Source organism: Methanobacterium veterum, assembly GCF_000745485.1.
GTDB lineage: Archaea > Methanobacteriota > Methanobacteria > Methanobacteriales > Methanobacteriaceae > Methanobacterium_D > Methanobacterium_D veterum.
On record NZ_JQJK01000008.1, the window covers coordinates 277,525 to 294,079 of the forward strand.

At 34.4% G+C, this 16,555-nt stretch carries 22 protein-coding genes; 18 read left to right on the forward strand and 4 right to left on the reverse strand.

All coding sequences use genetic code 11. The annotated features are described in order from the left end of the window. The first annotated feature begins 14 nt into the window (after positions 1-14). The 6 genes from EJ01_RS01500 to mtnA all read left to right on the forward strand — a co-directional run bounded on the left by EJ01_RS01500 (position 15) and on the right by mtnA (position 4,644). Complete coding sequence (locus EJ01_RS01500; RefSeq protein ID WP_331275691.1) at positions 15-407, forward strand: DUF2111 domain-containing protein; 393 nt, start codon at positions 15-17, stop codon at positions 405-407. Between the two features lie 72 nt (positions 408-479). Beyond that, the gene (locus EJ01_RS01505) at positions 480-926 is read left to right on the forward strand and encodes a methanogenesis marker 5 protein (protein WP_048080160.1); all 447 of its coding nucleotides are present in this window, start codon (positions 480-482) and stop codon (positions 924-926) included. Next, complete coding sequence (locus EJ01_RS01510; RefSeq protein WP_048080161.1) at positions 919-2,148, forward strand: methanogenesis marker 15 protein; 1,230 nt, start codon at positions 919-921, stop codon at positions 2,146-2,148. Before EJ01_RS01505 ends, EJ01_RS01510 begins: the two co-directional genes overlap by 8 nt. 21 nt (positions 2,149-2,169) lie before the next feature. Continuing rightward, complete coding sequence (locus tag EJ01_RS01515; protein WP_048080162.1) at positions 2,170-2,721, forward strand: methanogenesis marker 17 protein; 552 nt, start codon at positions 2,170-2,172, stop codon at positions 2,719-2,721. A 29-nt stretch (positions 2,722-2,750) separates the two neighbouring features. Then, entirely contained in the window at positions 2,751-3,602 is an 852-nt protein-coding gene (locus EJ01_RS01520; RefSeq protein WP_048080163.1) for a radical SAM protein, read from the forward strand. 112 nt (positions 3,603-3,714) lie between these two features. Then, a complete protein-coding gene (gene mtnA, locus EJ01_RS01525) occupies positions 3,715-4,644 on the forward strand; it encodes an S-methyl-5-thioribose-1-phosphate isomerase (RefSeq protein WP_048080164.1) in 930 nt (309 codons plus the stop codon). Between the two features lie 60 nt (positions 4,645-4,704). Here mtnA and EJ01_RS01530 read toward each other — a convergent pair whose 3' ends face one another. Together EJ01_RS01530 and EJ01_RS01535 are read right to left on the reverse strand one after the other, a co-directional pair. Then, positions 4,705-4,932: a hypothetical protein gene (locus EJ01_RS01530; protein ID WP_048080165.1), complete on the reverse strand. Its 228-nt coding sequence runs from the start codon at positions 4,930-4,932 to the stop codon at positions 4,705-4,707. 96 nt (positions 4,933-5,028) lie between these two features. Then, a complete protein-coding gene (locus EJ01_RS01535; protein ID WP_048080166.1) occupies positions 5,029-6,048 on the reverse strand; it encodes a class I SAM-dependent methyltransferase in 1,020 nt (339 codons plus the stop codon). Positions 6,049-6,388: 340 nt separating this feature from the next. Between EJ01_RS01535 and dph5 the strand changes: the two genes are divergently transcribed. Both dph5 and EJ01_RS01545 read left to right on the forward strand, forming a co-directional pair. Then, complete coding sequence (gene dph5 / locus EJ01_RS01540; protein ID WP_048080167.1) at positions 6,389-7,177, forward strand: diphthine synthase; 789 nt, start codon at positions 6,389-6,391, stop codon at positions 7,175-7,177. A gap of 35 nt (positions 7,178-7,212) precedes the next feature. After that, positions 7,213-8,145: a DNA adenine methylase gene (locus EJ01_RS01545; RefSeq protein WP_048080168.1), complete on the forward strand. Its 933-nt coding sequence runs from the start codon at positions 7,213-7,215 to the stop codon at positions 8,143-8,145. Between the two features lie 13 nt (positions 8,146-8,158). Here the strand turns inward: EJ01_RS01545 and EJ01_RS01550 are convergent, their stop codons facing one another. Next, positions 8,159-8,392: a hypothetical protein gene (locus EJ01_RS01550; protein WP_048080169.1), complete on the reverse strand. Its 234-nt coding sequence runs from the start codon at positions 8,390-8,392 to the stop codon at positions 8,159-8,161. Between the two features lie 249 nt (positions 8,393-8,641). On the opposite strand from EJ01_RS01550, the gene EJ01_RS01555 reads away from it, so the two are divergent. The 9 genes from EJ01_RS01555 to mtrA all read left to right on the forward strand — a co-directional run bounded on the left by EJ01_RS01555 (position 8,642) and on the right by mtrA (position 15,047). Next, entirely contained in the window at positions 8,642-9,154 is a 513-nt protein-coding gene (locus tag EJ01_RS01555) for a PadR family transcriptional regulator (RefSeq protein WP_048080170.1), read from the forward strand. A gap of 90 nt (positions 9,155-9,244) precedes the next feature. Further along, on the forward strand, positions 9,245-9,607 hold the full coding sequence (locus EJ01_RS01560) for a PadR family transcriptional regulator (RefSeq protein ID WP_048080171.1): 363 nt from the start codon (positions 9,245-9,247) through the stop codon (positions 9,605-9,607). A gap of 68 nt (positions 9,608-9,675) precedes the next feature. After that, positions 9,676-10,131: an HAAS signaling domain-containing protein gene (locus EJ01_RS01565; RefSeq protein ID WP_048080172.1), complete on the forward strand. Its 456-nt coding sequence runs from the start codon at positions 9,676-9,678 to the stop codon at positions 10,129-10,131. A 111-nt stretch (positions 10,132-10,242) separates the two neighbouring features. After that, positions 10,243-10,458 carry a hypothetical protein gene (locus tag EJ01_RS01570; protein WP_052375740.1) on the forward strand — a complete coding sequence of 72 codons (216 nt, stop codon included), beginning with the start codon at positions 10,243-10,245 and terminating at the stop codon, positions 10,456-10,458. A gap of 20 nt (positions 10,459-10,478) precedes the next feature. Further along, entirely contained in the window at positions 10,479-11,417 is a 939-nt protein-coding gene (locus tag EJ01_RS01575) for an ABC transporter ATP-binding protein (protein WP_048080173.1), read from the forward strand. 4 nt (positions 11,418-11,421) lie between these two features. After that, the gene (locus tag EJ01_RS01580) at positions 11,422-12,624 is read left to right on the forward strand and encodes an ABC transporter permease (RefSeq protein WP_048080174.1); all 1,203 of its coding nucleotides are present in this window, start codon (positions 11,422-11,424) and stop codon (positions 12,622-12,624) included. 379 nt (positions 12,625-13,003) lie between these two features. Continuing rightward, the gene (locus EJ01_RS01585; protein WP_048080175.1) at positions 13,004-13,300 is read left to right on the forward strand and encodes a hypothetical protein; all 297 of its coding nucleotides are present in this window, start codon (positions 13,004-13,006) and stop codon (positions 13,298-13,300) included. Between the two features lie 320 nt (positions 13,301-13,620). After that, entirely contained in the window at positions 13,621-14,196 is a 576-nt protein-coding gene (locus EJ01_RS01590; RefSeq protein ID WP_048080176.1) for a class I SAM-dependent methyltransferase, read from the forward strand. Positions 14,197-14,489: 293 nt separating this feature from the next. After that, a complete protein-coding gene (gene mtrA, locus EJ01_RS01595; RefSeq protein WP_048080177.1) occupies positions 14,490-15,047 on the forward strand; it encodes a tetrahydromethanopterin S-methyltransferase subunit A in 558 nt (185 codons plus the stop codon). Positions 15,048-15,096: 49 nt separating this feature from the next. On the opposite strand, the gene EJ01_RS01600 is transcribed toward mtrA, so the two are convergent. Beyond that, positions 15,097-15,828, reverse strand: coding sequence for an archaeosine tRNA-ribosyltransferase (locus EJ01_RS01600; protein WP_048080178.1), 732 nt, complete (start codon positions 15,826-15,828; stop codon positions 15,097-15,099). 167 nt (positions 15,829-15,995) lie between these two features. On the opposite strand from EJ01_RS01600, the gene EJ01_RS01605 reads away from it, so the two are divergent. Continuing rightward, positions 15,996-16,511 (forward strand): CDP-alcohol phosphatidyltransferase family protein, encoded by a 516-nt coding sequence (locus EJ01_RS01605; protein WP_048080179.1) that lies wholly within the window; start codon positions 15,996-15,998, stop codon positions 16,509-16,511. The last annotated feature ends 44 nt before the right edge of the window (positions 16,512-16,555 follow it).

Here is a 16,555-nt window from a genome sequence, read left to right on the forward strand (position 1 = left end):
AAATATTAAGAGGAATGATAAAAATGCAGATAACTTCTTCTTCAAATAGTAAAGAGATAGCCCCAATGGCACTCGCTATCCACCAGCTTGTGAATAAATTGCCCATAACAATGCGCTGTAAAAACTCCAATGGAGTTAGAATAGAAGAGGGTGAGATTGTAGATTATAATTATACCGGCCCTATCCTTGAAAAAGTATTAAAAAATGGCAAACTTATCCATGAAACACCTGAAACTGGTGTTTATGAAGGAATTCCAGTGGTAGTTGTCCCTATAATTGAAGAAAATGAAGTTATCGGCGCAGTAGGAATTGTAGACCTAACAAGAGGGATATTCAGTGATCTCATGCAGATAGCTAGGAGACCTGACCTCATAAAATCTGAAACACCTAAAGGTGAGTTTTATTAGTATGATTATGCATTTTTTAAATTTAAAAATAAAAGGAGACTTATCCAGATAACAGTTACAGGAGATGTTTAATTGAAAATAGCTATATTCCCTCCAAATTCATTAATTTTATCGGATTTAGTTGAACGAAGAGGACACGAACCACTTTCACTAATGAAAGAAGTAAGAAAAAAAGTTACAGATGTGGAGATAGATTCACCTCCACTTAACATAACTGAAGCAGAACCAATAAAAGGACTTAAATATGCAGCTATTGAAGTGCCATCAGGAGTAAGGGGCCGAATGGCCATATTCGGGCCTTTAATAGATGAAGCAGAAGCTGCAATAATCATGCAGGAAGCTCCTTATGGATTTGGTTGTATAGGCTGCGCCAGAACTAATGAACTTTCCATGTATTATCTACGAAAGAAGGACATCCCTATACTCGAACTTCAATATCCAACTACAAGAGAAGAAGCAATAGAAATGGTAAACAAGATTAACACTTTTTTAGACTCACTGGAGGAAAAAAATGGTTAAGATAGCCCAATTATCCTGTGGAACAGAATACAGTGGTATTCAAAAGGAAATAGAAAAAGCTGCCGCAACATTTGACGCGGAAATTGTTATTCCAGAGGCAGATTTAGATTATATTGATGAAGCTTATGAAAAATTTGGTTTTGCCGCTGCAAGTAGCGGTATCAAACTCATGATAGCAAGGGCAATGTCACTGGTTGAAGGAAAATCAACTGCAGATGCGGTGTTTATTGCAACCTGTTTTAGATGCGCAGAGGGTGCACTGGTTAGAAATGAACTGAGGAGACTTATACAGGAGAATACTAACTTACCTGTTGTGACCTATTCATTTACAGAAAAAACCAAAGCAGACGAGCTTTTCATAAGGATGGAAGCACTGACCACAATTGTCGCTAGAAAAAGTCTTCTTGCTCGTGAAAAGCAGAACGGCCTCACAATTGGAATAGATTCTGGTTCAACCACCACAAAAGTTACTTTAATGGAAAACAACAAGATAATAGGGACTGGCTGGCTTCCAACAACCGATGTTATTAAGTCTGCAGAAGACGGGATGCAAAGCGCCTTTGAGGGAACTGGATATAAATTAGACGATGTTGATGGTATGGGTGTAACTGGATACGGAAGGCTGACCATAGGAAAACACTACAATGCTGCCTTAATCCAGGAAGAACTCAGTGTAAACTCAAAAGGAGCTGTTTACCTTGCAGACAGTCAAAAAGGTGAAGCTACTGTATTGGATATCGGTGGTATGGACAACAAAGTTATAACTGTTAACAACGGAATTCCAGATAACTTCACCATGGGAGGAATCTGTGCCGGAGCATCAGGACGATTCCTTGAAATAACTTCACGAAGGCTTGGAGTTGATATAAGTGAACTTGGAGCACTGGCTTTAAAAGGAAATTACAAAAACGTTCTTTTAAACAGTTACTGCATGGTATTCGGTATTCAGGATCTGGTTACTTCACTTGCTGCAGGAGGTACCAAAGAAGACGTGGCAGCCGCTGCGTGTTACTCTGTAGCAGAACAGGTTTATGAACAGCAGCTCCAGGAAATTGATGTTCGTGAGCCCCTGATTCAGGTAGGAGGAACATCACTTGTGGAAGGCCTTGTAGAAGCAGTAAGTACAGTTCTTGGCGGTATCAAAGTTATTGTGCCAGAAAATTCACAATACATCGGTGCAGTTGGTGCTGCGCTTCTAGTATCCGGTTTAGGGAAAAAGTAGTTGTCTGCATGGAGATATTAAATGATAGTTGAATCTTACGATGAAAACGGTGCAAAAGTCTATGAAATGGTTATAAGACAGACATTACAAGATCTCCAGGTTTCAAGAGCAATTAGAGATATGAAAGTGTTTGCAGACCCAAGAGAGCCTGTATTTATCATTGTAGTCGAATATGAAAAAGCTGCATCTCCCATTACAATTGACGATCTTGCAGAGTATGAATATAAAAAAGATGAAAACAACTTATACATAAGGGTTAAAGATGAAACTTACCTTCCAGAGTTACTTCAAAAATTGTGGGAAATTGAAGGAAGGGAAAATATACAACAGCCCAGCAGATATGAAATTATAATAAACAATCCTAAAGCCAAAGTGGAAGGAATTATTATCCACGACCCCCAAGAGGACTTAAAAAAGAAGGTATATGATGCCATATTCAGAATAATACCTGAAGGCTTTAAGGTTATAGACCATTTATCAGAAGGTAATGTTATTGCAATGGTCTGTTCTGATGAAATTATTAAAGAAGAATGGATCCAAAAGCGAGATGAGATGATTAAAAAACTTAAATAATAATTAAAGCCTCTTAAGGAGATAATAAAATGAAAGAAAGTAAGTTTGCCCATATAACAAAAGTGCACCCCTGCTTTAATGAAAAAATGCATGATAAAGTTGGAAGAATCCACGTTCCAATTGCACCAAAATGTAATATTCAATGTAATTTCTGTACAAGGGACATCAACAAATGTGAAGTCCGTCCAGGAGTTGCTTCAAGAGTCATGACTGTCGATGATGCAATAGAACATGTCAGGAAAGTTACAGGTGAAATGCCAATTTCTGTGGTGGGTGTTGCAGGTCCTGGAGATGCCCTATTTAACGATGAAACATTTGAATTCTTTAAACGTGCAGGCGAGGAGTTTCCTGAACTTATAAAATGTATGAGTACAAACGGACTTCTTTTACCAGATAAAGCTGATCTAATTGCAGAATTAGGTATAAATTCAGTGACAGTCACTGTAAATGCAGTTGATCCGGAAATAGGAAAAGAAATTTACAGCGGAGTTTTCTATGATGGTAAAATGTACAAGGGAGAAGAAGCATTTAAAATACTCTCCAAAAACCAGCTTGAAGGCATAGAAAAACTTGCAAAAAAAGATGTAGTGATAAAAGTTAACGCTGTACTGATTCCCGGATTAAACGACGAGCATATAATTGATATTGCAAAAGAAGTCAAAAAACGAGGGGCTTCTTTAATGAATGTAATCCCTCTAATACCACTTAACAAATTCAAAGATTACGAAAAGCCAGGATGCGCACAAATAAGCCAGGTAAGAGATGCTGTTGAAGAAATAATACCTGTATTTAGAGCATGTACCCAATGTAGAGCAGATGCATACGGAGTTCCTGGTAAAGAAGACAAACACCTTGATATGACTCCAGCAAGTCACTATTAACTAAATTAAGGGAACATAACCCTTCTTTAAATTCTTTTTTATTTTAGCTCAAAACAGTAACTATTTTTTGTTTTATCCCAATATAGTCATATTAATCTAAGGAGAAATTTTAATGAAAACAATGTTCTGGGAAGATAGTCAACTTGTACTCATTGATCAAACAAAATTACCTCATGAACTGGTTTATTACCGCTGCAAAACTTATAAAGATGTTATTCACGCCATTAAAACCATGAAAGTACGCGGCGCACCTGCAATAGGAGTGGCTGCAGCCTTTGGAATGGCACTTGCAGAATTGGAAGGTGTTGATCTCCAAAAAGCTGGAGAAGAAATCAAGGCTGCACGTCCAACAGCCGTGAATCTTTTCTGGGCAGTTGACAGAGTACTTAAATCAGATAATGCACTTGAAGAAGCTTTAAAAATGTACGATGAAGACATCGAAACAAATAAAGCTATTGGAAAACACGGCGCAGAAGTAATAGATGATGGAGATACAATTTTAACCCATTGTAATGCAGGAGCCCTTGCTTGTGTAGATTATGGGACTGCTTTAGGAGTTATAAGGGCTGCATTTGAAGAAGGCAAAAAAATTAAGGTTATATGTGACGAAACAAGACCCTTTTGTCAGGGCGCGAAGTTAAGCGTCTTTGAGATGCAGCAGGAAAATATCCCCGTGAAGTTAATCGTGGACAACGCCGCTGCAAGGATGATGCAGACAGGAAAAGTAAATAAAGTAGTGGTTGGTGCAGATAGAGTTGCTAAAGGTGGAATAGCTAATAAAATAGGTACTTTGATGGTTGCTCTTGCTGCAAAACGGTTTGATGTGCCATTTTATGTTGCAGCCCCCAAAAGTACATTTGATTTCGAAAATTCAATATATGACACCAAAATAGAAGAAAGAGACCCTAATGAGGTTCTATACTTTGGTGAATGCATGGTTGCACCGGAAGGAACTGAAGTTGAGAATCCTTCATTTGATATTGTGCCCAGTGACTTGATTACAGGCATAATTACTGAAGAAGGTATCTTGGAGCCTTTTTAATCAAATTTTTCTAAAATTTAAAAATATTTATTTAACTTTTAATCTTAATTTTTAAACTATTTATTCCATAAACTCTTCTTTATACCAGTAAAATACCAGCTGGCCACCGCATTCACATGAGTCAAAATCTTCTGGATTTTCTCCTTCTTGAAGTTCATAGTAACCCCCGCATTCACTGCATACCAAATACCCATTTGTATTTTCATCAGGTAGTTCTAATTTTGCATTACAACATATGCAAAAGGTGAAATTTGGAGGATTTTGAGTTCCACATTTCTCGCAACGCATAACAAACCATCTATATGTATTAAAATTAATATTTCCTAATTGAAAACATAAGATATGGTTTATATTATTATTTAAACTTTGCACCAACTACCACAATTAACAAATTCTCGCATCGATACCCATATGCCATTTACCTGGGCTTCTAGAACGAACTTTCCGTTTATCAAGAATTTGAACCGTTCTAGGATAAGCGGCCTCTTTAAGTCTCTCAATTGGCTTTTCAAAACTTTCAGAAAACTCGTAGTAGTGAACGATTCCTCCATGTTTTATATGCTGCACCGCAGTGTCCAGAAATTCATATGCACTTCCAGGGAGATTCATGATTATCCTATCTGCTTTAATGTCTTTATTTTCTAGAACTTCCCTGACATCTCCTAATATTGGGATTACTTTATCATGAACCCTATTAAGCTCAATATTTTTCTCTGCATACTTATAGGCTTCAGGGTTAATGTCAATCGCATAAACTGCCACATCATGATTTTTTGCAATGAGCACAGGAAACGGGGCAACTCCAGCAAACATATCCACGATTACTTCGCCGTCTTTTACACTATCAGCCACCCTTTTCCTCTCAGTTGCCAGTCGAGGGCTGAAATATACATTTCTAACATCAAGCATTAGTCTGCATCCAAATTCCTGGTGAACAGTTTCAGATATATCTTCTCCAGCAATATGTTCCAGCTCCCTTGTCCTTATAATTCCTTTAATTTCACTTGTTTTTCTAAAAACCGCTTTTCTTTTTGTAAATTTAAGTGCAGCTTCCCCAATTAGGCCCTTATAATTTTCCAGATCATCAGGTATCTCTAAAATAACAACGTCTCCAATTATATCAAATGATCCCCTTATTTCATCAATCGTCTTATCATCAATTTTACCCTTTAGGTAATCTTTAAGGCTTCGAGGGCCTTTTTTTTGCTTTTCAAATGCAGTTTCTATTATTTCACATTTTTGTCCAATTAGCTCCTGCATATCTTGATCTGGCTTTTCGTTAAGGGGAAGTATAACAAAATCATTATCACGTTTTATTCTAGCGTCAAGATTCAGTAGTGACTGATTCAATAAAATTTTGCGCACATCATTTGCCATGTTTTTGGGAATTTTTAGACCTATCATGATTTTCCTCGTGATTAAAGCTTTAAGCTAATATAGTGAATGACTAAATAATTTATATTAATATTTATAAAAAATTTGTTTGCTTTAAATTTGTAAAAATCTTAGCCCAAGAATCATTTTTGAGGATTTTGAGGGATTTTCGAATATCTAAAATTTGTAATTTGAAAATTACGTCATTCACTACAGCTAAATATTATCATGATTAAAATATAATCATTCTGATAATTATGGTTTAAATTTAAAAATATACAAAATATTTTTACTCGTTAATTAGGAGCTAAAATGTATTTATAGATTATATTTATTAAATGAAATCTTTACAGGAAATTGAGGTGTTAATATGCTTTATTTTATTGGTTTAGGACTTTACGATGAAAAGGATATCTCTTTAAAGGGAATTGAAGCGTTAAGGAAAGCAGATGTTATATATGCTGAATTTTATACTGCAAATCTTTTTGGAACAACATTAGATGCATTAAAATTCATGATAGGAAAAGATATAGTTGTTTTGAAGCGAAGTGAAGTTGAAGAAGAAAATATCATTTTAGAATCTGCAAAAGATAAAGATGTTGGATTTTTAACTGCAGGTGACCCGCTAATTGCAACTACACATACTGATTTGATGATTGAAGCTAAAAAAAAGGACATTGAAACTACAGTTATTCATGCATCTTCCATTCTGTCTGCTGCTCCAGGGCTTGCAGGACTCCAAGCTTATAAGTTCGGGAAGGTAACCACTGTGCCATTTCCAGATAAAAACTTTTTCCCTCATTCACCTTATACTGCTATAAAAGCCAATATAGAATTTAATGCCCATACACTGGTACTTTTAGATATTAGGGCCGATGAAAACAGATATATGACTGTAAATGAAGGTTTGGAATATCTCCTAAAAGTTGAAGAAGAAAGAAAAGAAGGAGCTATAACTGAAGATACTATAGCTGTAGGAATTGCAAGGGCAGGTTCAGACAAACCCTTTGTACGTGCAGATAAAATTAAAAATTTAATTAACGAGGACTTCGGCGGGCCTCTCCACTGTATGATTATACCGGGAGACCTTCATTTTATGGAAGCAGAGTATTTGGTAAAGATCTGCGGTGCGCCTGAAGAGATTCTTGAGGATCAGTGAATCTCAGTAAATATTAATAATTCCGGTTGTAAAATATGCAAAATGATAATGATTTTAGCGCAAAGCCATTTTTAAAGTGGGCTGGTGGGAAAACACAGTTACTTGATGAATTTGATAAAAGATTACCCTCAAAAATAAAGGACAATAAAACCATTGAGAGGTACGTTGAACCTTTTATTGGTGGGGGAGCAATGTTCTTCTTTTTAAAGAGAAAATATAATATAAAAAAGTCATTTCTTTTTGATATTAATCCAGAATTAATAATAGCATATAAAGTTATACAGGGAGACTATAAAGCATTAATAGATAAATTAAGTGAAATTAAGCATAAACACCTTCAAAAATCAGAAGACATGCGAAAGGAATACTACTACCATATTAGAGACAAATACAACAAACAAATTGAGAATTTCAATTACAGCAGTTTCAATGATGAATGGATTGAAAGAACTGCTTATCTAATATTTTTAAATAAAACATGCTTTAACGGTCTTTTCCGTCATAATAAGAAAGGAGAATTTAATGTTCCATTTGGACGTTATAAAAATCCAAGTATCTATGATAAAGAAAACATTGTCAAAGTAAATAAAGCTTTAAAGGATACTGAAATCTTCTGTGGAGATTTTACAAGTTCCAGCGAGTATATACAGAAAGGTAGTTTCGTGTATCTTGATCCTCCCTATCGTCCGCTAAATAGAACCTCAAGCTTCACAAGTTATTCTAAAGACGGCTTTTTTGATGAAGATCAGGTCAGATTATCAATGTTTTTTGAGCAAAAGGATAAACTGGGAGCATACCTAATGCTCAGCAATTCAGACCCTAAAAACAAGGACATTAATGACCATTTCTTTGATGATCTTTACAAAAAATATAATATTAATAGAATTCCGGCAAAAAGACACATAAACTCAGATGCTTCAAAAAGAGGAAAAATTAATGAATTGATTATTACAAATTACGTTATTTAAATATTGACTGAAATTATTTCTTTTCTACTTCAGATTCAACTTTTCCCCCTACTTTTTCCATATAGTCACACTTTTCAATGTTTTGAAGTGGAATTATAACATGTTTAATGCCGTCCTCTTTAGCACCGTATGTTACTTCAATTAAGCCCCTATCTTCGTCAATTTCAATTTTTTCCACCCCAAATTCCCCTTTTTTGAAATTATGAACATTTTCATTGATTAAGCTTACTTCAAGTTTTTCTATCATTTTGTTCACCTTCCATCTGATATTTATAATTATGTAAATTATTATTCAAGTATTTTGAGCATTTCACTTACTTTTTAAATAATTGCAATAATTTTTTAGTCCAAACAATGCCCACTTCAAATTCAGAACATGAGTTTAAACTCAGTTTTTAGCAAAACTTTAAATATTAGAAAACTATATGTTAAAAATAACCTATGTTAAATTTAACATAAGTTAAAAATAACTTACTTAAAATTGGATGTGAATTAAATGGCGAATACAGACCTCATTATTCTGGGTATGATTTTCTTAATGCCAAGCCATGGGTACCAGCTTAAAAAGAATATTAAAGAATCTTTTGGGAATCCCTATTTTAAGCTGAATAACAATGTTTTGTACCCTACTCTTGCAAGATTTGAGCAAGAAGGCTTTATTGAAGGAAAAATAGTAGCTGGTGGAAATACCAGCAAAAAAGTATATCATATCACAGAAAAAGGTCGGGAAAAACTGCTTGAGATGGTAGCAGAGCCTGTTGAACCGGATATCGATGGTTTTGATTTCAGTGTACATGCAGTGTTTTTTGACCTCATACCCAAAGAAAGCCGTGTGAAAATAATTAAACCGCTTTATGAAAGTAAACTGCAGATGTACAAAGAGTCTCTTGAAAAAAAGGAGAAATACGGAGTCAATATACTACCTATTTCCCTTGCTGTTCTGGAATACGGTATTAAAGGGTTAGAAAGAGATCTTGAGTTTTATAAAAAATTAATGGAGATGGATTAGATTTCCATTGCAAAACATTTTATATACCTTGCTACGTACAGTATAGTATGTGACATCTATTAGTGCCACACATTATATGGGAGGATAACAATGGATAAAGTCCTTGAAAAATTCGAGACTGAAATAAGGAGGGGCGTTATGCAAGTAGCTGTAGTCTGCCTTCTGGACGAAGAGAAGTACGGCTACGAAATAATCAAAAGCCTCAATGAAACAGGGTTAAATGTGGAAGAAGGAACATTATATCCACTTCTTAGACGTCTCGAAAAGGATGAACTACTTTCTAGCCGCTGGGAAACCAGCGGGCCAAGGCCGCGGAAATATTATATGGTAACTGAATACGGAAAGGAAATTAGAACAAAATGGCTGAATTCATTTAATGCAATTAGTGCAGTCATTGAACGGCTTAAAAAGAATATTCAAGATAATGAAAAGGGCGGATTATACAATGTGTAACCTTGTTAACGGACATATAAACAAAGAAGTGAAGACAATGTTTCAAGTAAATGAAAGGGGCACTATAAATGTACAATAACCTTATCAAGGAATATATAAACAAAGTAACCAAGAATATGGGTTCAAATCAGCGGAAAGAAGTTTCTAAAGAATTGGAAACGCATATTTTAGACAGTGCTGAAGCTCTTGCTGCTAAAAAAAATGTTGATATTGATGAAAGCATCATTCACGAAGTTATTGACAGGATGGGATCTCCCGAAGAAGTCTCAGCTATGTATTCCCCTGAAAAAACTTTTTCAGATAAAGTAGTGGACCAGTTGAAAGAAATATTGAGAATAACAGTCCATTTCATTATAATAGTCACAATTGTCTGGATTGTATTGTTCATTGCATTCTGGATATATTTCGGACGTACAGATTACATCGAGTTCAATATGTTCACTTTACTCATAATGATTATCATTTACCTCGTTATAATTGCCTTTCACATGGTCAAAAAGCTTAAAATTTTTTCACAGCATTAAAAAGCAGTAATAAGACACGGAATATATTAAATTATACATTTAGCTTTCTTAAATTCACACAATATAAAAATAAATGATTTAAATTCATACCCTAAAAATTGGAGGAATTATATGGACAACAGACGTGAATACCGCCACCACAGACTATTTGGATTTCCATATAGCCACCTAATCTGGCCGCTTGTAATTGGAATTATCTTAATTTGTGCAGGTTTATCTGATTTGATTAAAATAGATATCTGGAATTATATATGGCCTGCAATTGCCATTGTTTTAGGCATTTTGATTATATTTGGGGGACTATTTGGCAGTAAAAGAGAATATTAATCTTAAAAGAGAGGATTTAGATGGATGAATATGTAATAGAAGCTCAAAATCTCACCAAAAGATATGGTGATTTTTTAGCTGTAGACAATTTAAATTTAAAAATAAAAAAAGGAGAAGTCTTCGGTTTTTTAGGCCCAAATGGAGCCGGGAAGACTACTTCAATTAGTATGATGGTAGGGCTGCTACGTCCTTCCAGCGGTAAAGTTCTGATCAACAATAAAGAAATAGAAAAGATTGATAAAGGGACCATTGGCATATGTCCCCAGGAACTTGTTCTCTGGGAAAATCTTACATGCTACGAAAGCCTTAAACTTATGGGAGATATGTATGAAATACCCAAGGACAAACTGGATCAAAGGATAAAAACTCTTTTAAAAGATCTTTTCCTTACAGATAAAGCCGATACAGTAGTTTCTAATCTTTCAGGAGGTATGAAACGCCGTTTGAATCTTGCACTAGCCGTAATTCACCAGCCTGAAATAGTACTTTTAGACGAACCGTCAGAAGGTCTTGATCCTCAGTCACGCCGTGTATTATGGAATTATATCCGATCACTTCGGGATAATGAAGGTAAAACCGTTATTTTAACAACACACCTCATGGATGAAGCAGACAGGTTAAGCGATCGAGTTGCTATAATTGACCACGGCCATCTCCTTAAATTAGATACACCTAAAAACCTCAAAAAAGAGGTAGGAGAAGGAGATATTGTTGAAATGACCCTTTCTAACCAGAATAATGGAGATGTCATAAAGTATCTTGAGAGCCTTCAGGACATCATATCTGTCGCGGAGTTAGACGGGAAGATTAATTTAAGGGCATTTGATGCTGTAGGAAAACTTCCAAAAATTATTGGAGCTCTTGAAGAATCCAATGTTAATATAGATGATCTTGCTATACGACAAAACACATTAGAAGATGTTTTCATCGAGTTAACAGGAACAGGGCTCAGGGAGTGAAAAAATGAAATTCATGAGTATAGCTTCAAAAGATTTGAAAGAACTTTTAAGGGATAGAAGAGGATTATTCTTCATACTGTTATTCCCACTATTCTTTATGTTAATTTTCGGATTTGCATATGGGAATATGGGTGAAAACAATGAACCACATAGTATTGCAGTAGTTAACTATGATCAGGGAGTGACAATGCCCGGTGGAACCAATATAAACTTTGGGGATAAGACTACAGATACACTAAAAGATGTTAAGTATCCAGAAAACGATACAAATATGTTTAATGTCACTTTAACATCAGAGGCAGAGGCAGATAATCTTGTAAAACAGAGAAGTGTAGACGCAGAAATTATAATTCCAGAGAATTTCTCTAAATCTATTTCAACTTTAACACCATCAACAGTTATCGTCCGTGGTGATACTGGTTATTCCGGATTTGGAATTACTCAAGCCATGTTATCAAGTGTTTTAGGGGCATATCAAACTAAATTAGCTGCTAACCTCCAAAATAATGGAAATGCTCAATCACAACAGCTTATCCAGGGTAAAATAGAAGGATTGCCAGGGACAGAATCTTTCACAGCCTTCGACTATCTAGCACCTGGAATGATGGTATTTGCAATATTAATGCTTGCAACCAGCGTAGCAACAATATTAACAAGAGAAGTAGAAAGTGGAACCCTTAGACGTCTAAAACTCTCCAAAATGACCTCATTTGATTTTCTATTTGGCGGTCTTTTGCCATGGTCACTTGTAGCGGCTGCACAAGTATTAATTCTCTTTGCAGTGGCTATAGGAATAGGATTCCACTGGCAGGGAGGTATTGAGTCAATCATACTGGCGGTGATCATTGGTATAATCGGAGGTATAGCTTCCATATCTCTAGGAATGATTATAGCATCCTTTGCAAGGAGCCCCCCACAGGCAGGTCAGCTTGGAACTCTAGTAGCAGTACCTTTAACATTCATGGTTGGTGCATTCTTCCAGCTGCCGCAGATGGTAATCGGCAGTTTTATGGGGCAGCAGATCCAGGTTTATGATATTCTCCCATGGTATCATGTTGCAAACGCGCTGCGTTATGTTCTGACATATACCGTTAGTTGGGACACTATCATGTACCAAATAGTTTGGGCCGTTGTTCTTTCAGCCATTCTTTTTGTTATAGGGGTATTCCTATTTTCAAGGAACAGATTAAGGCCAGATAACAGTTAAATATGGCCATTAATTTTTCCTTTTTTTTATAAATAATGGGATAAAACTATTTTTTTAATTAAAAAATCAATACCAAATCTCAAACTATTAAATCATCATGAAATCACGTAATTAATTATTTTATTAATTTTTCAGCGGATTTTTAATATATACCAGAAAAAATGGTAGAATTTAACATTTAATTAATACTTTTCATATAAATAGTAGTAAATTACTTATAATTTGAACATCAAAATTAGAAATTGGCAGGCCCATTTTCAATATTTAAAATAATAAAACTGTAAAAATGTTTAAAATTTAGGATATCTTCTTTAAAACCCACCAAATATCCGTCAAGATTAATTGAATTATTATTTTTGTATGCAAGAGGTGAATAAATATGAGAGAAGAAGGCTCTGAAAAGAAAAGTATGTCCGAAAAAGAGAGAAAAGAAATGGAAGAACAGGAAAAAACTGCAGAAGTGTGGATAGAAGAAAGTAAAGAACGGGCAAGCTCAGATATTACCAAACAAGAAGAAAAAGGCAAAACTCCAAGGGTAGATTCAGATTTACCTACTTTTGAAGGTAAAACAATAGTTAACCCTCCAGAAGGAGGAGGTAAAATACTTAAAGGATCACGAGGGGAAACTGCTGCAGGGGCAAGATGCGGATACCCAAGTAAACCATGTGACCGGTAAAAAGTCAATATTATCAAAATAGAAAAAAACAAGGTGTAACTACCAAATGCATCTTGTTACCCCATCTTACAACTAAAATCAAATTTTGTTAAATTCTTTTTTAGTAGACTATAATATGTTTAATTACAGTTTAACATAAGTAATTTCATACAAATGTCATAGACCTGAGTTTTAATAATTATTTTGTATTTTATTGATTTAAACAGCTATTTTTTGTATAATTTTTAAGTTATCAGATAATTTAATATTTTAGTAGTTCCAATACTATCCAAACACTATAACTTTAAAATTTTTGAATTATTGAATAAAAGAGGGAAAAAATGGCAGAATCTGAAAAACATTTTCATCACGGACGTTCAAGTAAAGAAATTCTGGACTCAAATAGAGTTTTAAGTACAGTTGGACTTAAAAAAGGAGATACATTTTTAGATGCGGGTTGTGGAGATGGATACATGTCTATTGCAGCCTCAAAAATCGTTAGCAATGAAGGTAAAATCATCGCTGTTGATGTTTGGGAAGAATCAATTAATGCATTTAAAGAAAAAATCGAAAGCGAAAATATCAAAAATATAGATGCAGAAGTTGCAAATATAACCCAAAAAATACCTGTAGATGATGAGAGTATTGACATACTGTACATGGGTAATGTTCTACATGGATTTGTTGAAAACAATGAAGTTGAAACTGTAATGAAAGAAATACATAGGGTAATTAAGAAGGGAGGGTCATTTGCTGTGGTTGAATTTAAAAAAGAAGAAAGTACCCATGGCCCCCCACTACATGTCAGAATAACACCAGAAGACATAGAAAAAATAGTTAAAAATTATGGATTTTCCGTAAATAAAGTGGAAGAAGTCGGTACCTACCACTATGCCATAATATTAACTAAGAACTAATCAATCTACTTTTAATATTACTTTTTTGCCAAATAAAACCTAAATTATCCTTTAATAACTTATTTTTAACTAAATTTGACTATGCTAAACTTTTTTATATATGAACGTTATAACTTATAATTAATATGAAACAGCGCGTTATTTATCCTACTTTTTTAAAGGTCCACGCCATCGAAAAATCGTAGAATTTTCAAACATCGGAATTTATAATTTCGAATGCTCGAAAACCTAGGATTTTCGAGAACTGCAAAATTAAAATTTTGAACGCTGTTTAAAATTGGGAGGTGTTTTAATTGGCTGAAAAGAAATCACCAGCAGAAGGATGGCCCGTAATTAATGGGGATTACGTGGTCGGGGATCCTGAAAGCCCTGTAGCAGCGACAACACTTGGATCACACAACGAACAAATTCCAGTGGATGCAGGAGCCGCCATAGCAGGTCCATGTAAAACCGAAAACTTAGGAATCGAAAAGATGGTTGCAAACCTGATATCAAACCCTAACATAAGATTCCTCATATTGTGCGGATCAGAAGTACAGGGGCACATTACAGGTCAAAGCATAGAAGCTCTACACGCTAATGGTCTAGACGAAAAAAGAAAAATATCAGGTGCAACAGGCGCAATACCTTTCATCGAAAACATTCCAGATGAAGGGCTAGAAAGATTCCAGCAGCAAATGGAAATTGTAAGTATGATTGATGTAGAAGATGCTGGACAAATCCAGGGCAAAGTTAAAGAGTGCATTGAAAAAGATCCAGGCGCATACGAAGAAGAACCAATCGCCATAAGACTGGATGAATTAGAAAAAATTCTATCCAAAAAAGAAGAAGTTGTAGAAGCAGAAACATGAATGGAATACTATGTATTCCATCTAATTTTATTTTTAAAATGCTTTTTTATTAATATAAAGGCATGTATTTCTTTAAAAAATCAGGATATTTTTTATCAAGTATTCTAAGTGCAGACATAGCTTCAGGGGAAGTGCAGCATCGCTCCTCTACTAAATTTCTGAGGGTCATATTTTTGATATTTTCCTGTATCTCTTTAATTACAAAGTCCAATGTATTTTTATTGTACGCTTTAAGCTCTTCAAAATCCAGATCATAAATCTGATATTTAGTGATATCGTAGTTTGAAGATGGAGTTTGCATGATATTTAGATAAGCATAAAAGTCGCATGAAAAGTCTCCAAATAAGTCTACACCCATATAAGCAAGTAATGGAATAAAATTAATATCTACAAATGGAAAATACAGTGCTGCATTTGGATTTATATTTTCCCTTATGTTTACGATTATATCAACCAGATCCCATGGCTGTCTCATAAGTTCTTTAGGATTTGCTATTAGAAATGTGGTGATTCCAAGTTTATCTAATTCTTTTGCACATTTTATCCTCAAATCCAGATATTTTCCGCCGTGAATAACTCCAATACCATTTTCTTTACTTTCTTTTGCATTTTCAATTGTCTGGTTAACAGACCATTTTGCCAGTTCCTTTGGGACATCATATGGCATTGGTTCATCTTTTATAATCTTAAATTCAATACCAGGTTTAAAAACAGCCGGTGTTTTTAATTCATCATAATTTCCAAGCCTTGCTGGACCATCATGTCGTTTTATTTCAAGCATAAAAATCAATTTTCCATTTTAATCAATGTAGTTAAACGAAAGTTTATAATAACAAAATATCTTGAATTACTTTCAATAATTATCTAAAATTTATAAGTTTAATAAGTTAAGTTATTTACTATAGATATTTGTATAGCCAGTTTAAATAACTAATTGCAAGGATAAAAATGAAGATCAACAAATTAATCTTAGTTCCAACAGGAATAACCGCCTTTAGAATTGTATTATCCATTCTATTTTTAGACTTGCTTATAAATAACATGAAAATAGTGGCAATCCTTGTTTTTTTACTTGCAATCATTACAGATGCTTTTGATGGATATTCTGCCAGGAAATTAGGAGTTTCATCAGATTATGGTGCATATCTTGATATAACTGCAGATTTTATTCTTGTTTTAGTCGCATTCTTAACATTCATAATTATTGGAATCTATCCCTACTGGCTGCTGCTTCTCATAATTTTAGTATTTTTGCAGTTTATACTGACATCAAAGCTTAAGGTCTTAGTATATGATCCCGTAGGTAAATATTATGGATCTTTCCTTTTTGCGGTGATTTTAGTTACTTTAATATCGCCACCCATTTTTTACAGCTTTTTACTCATAGCTACCATTTTATTTACCATAGTATCACTGGTAAGTAGGTATTTATTCTTTATTTTTCGAAAAACAGTTGAAAAATAATTCAAAATTTTGAATTTTATATGTGTCATCAAAAAGGTTACAGT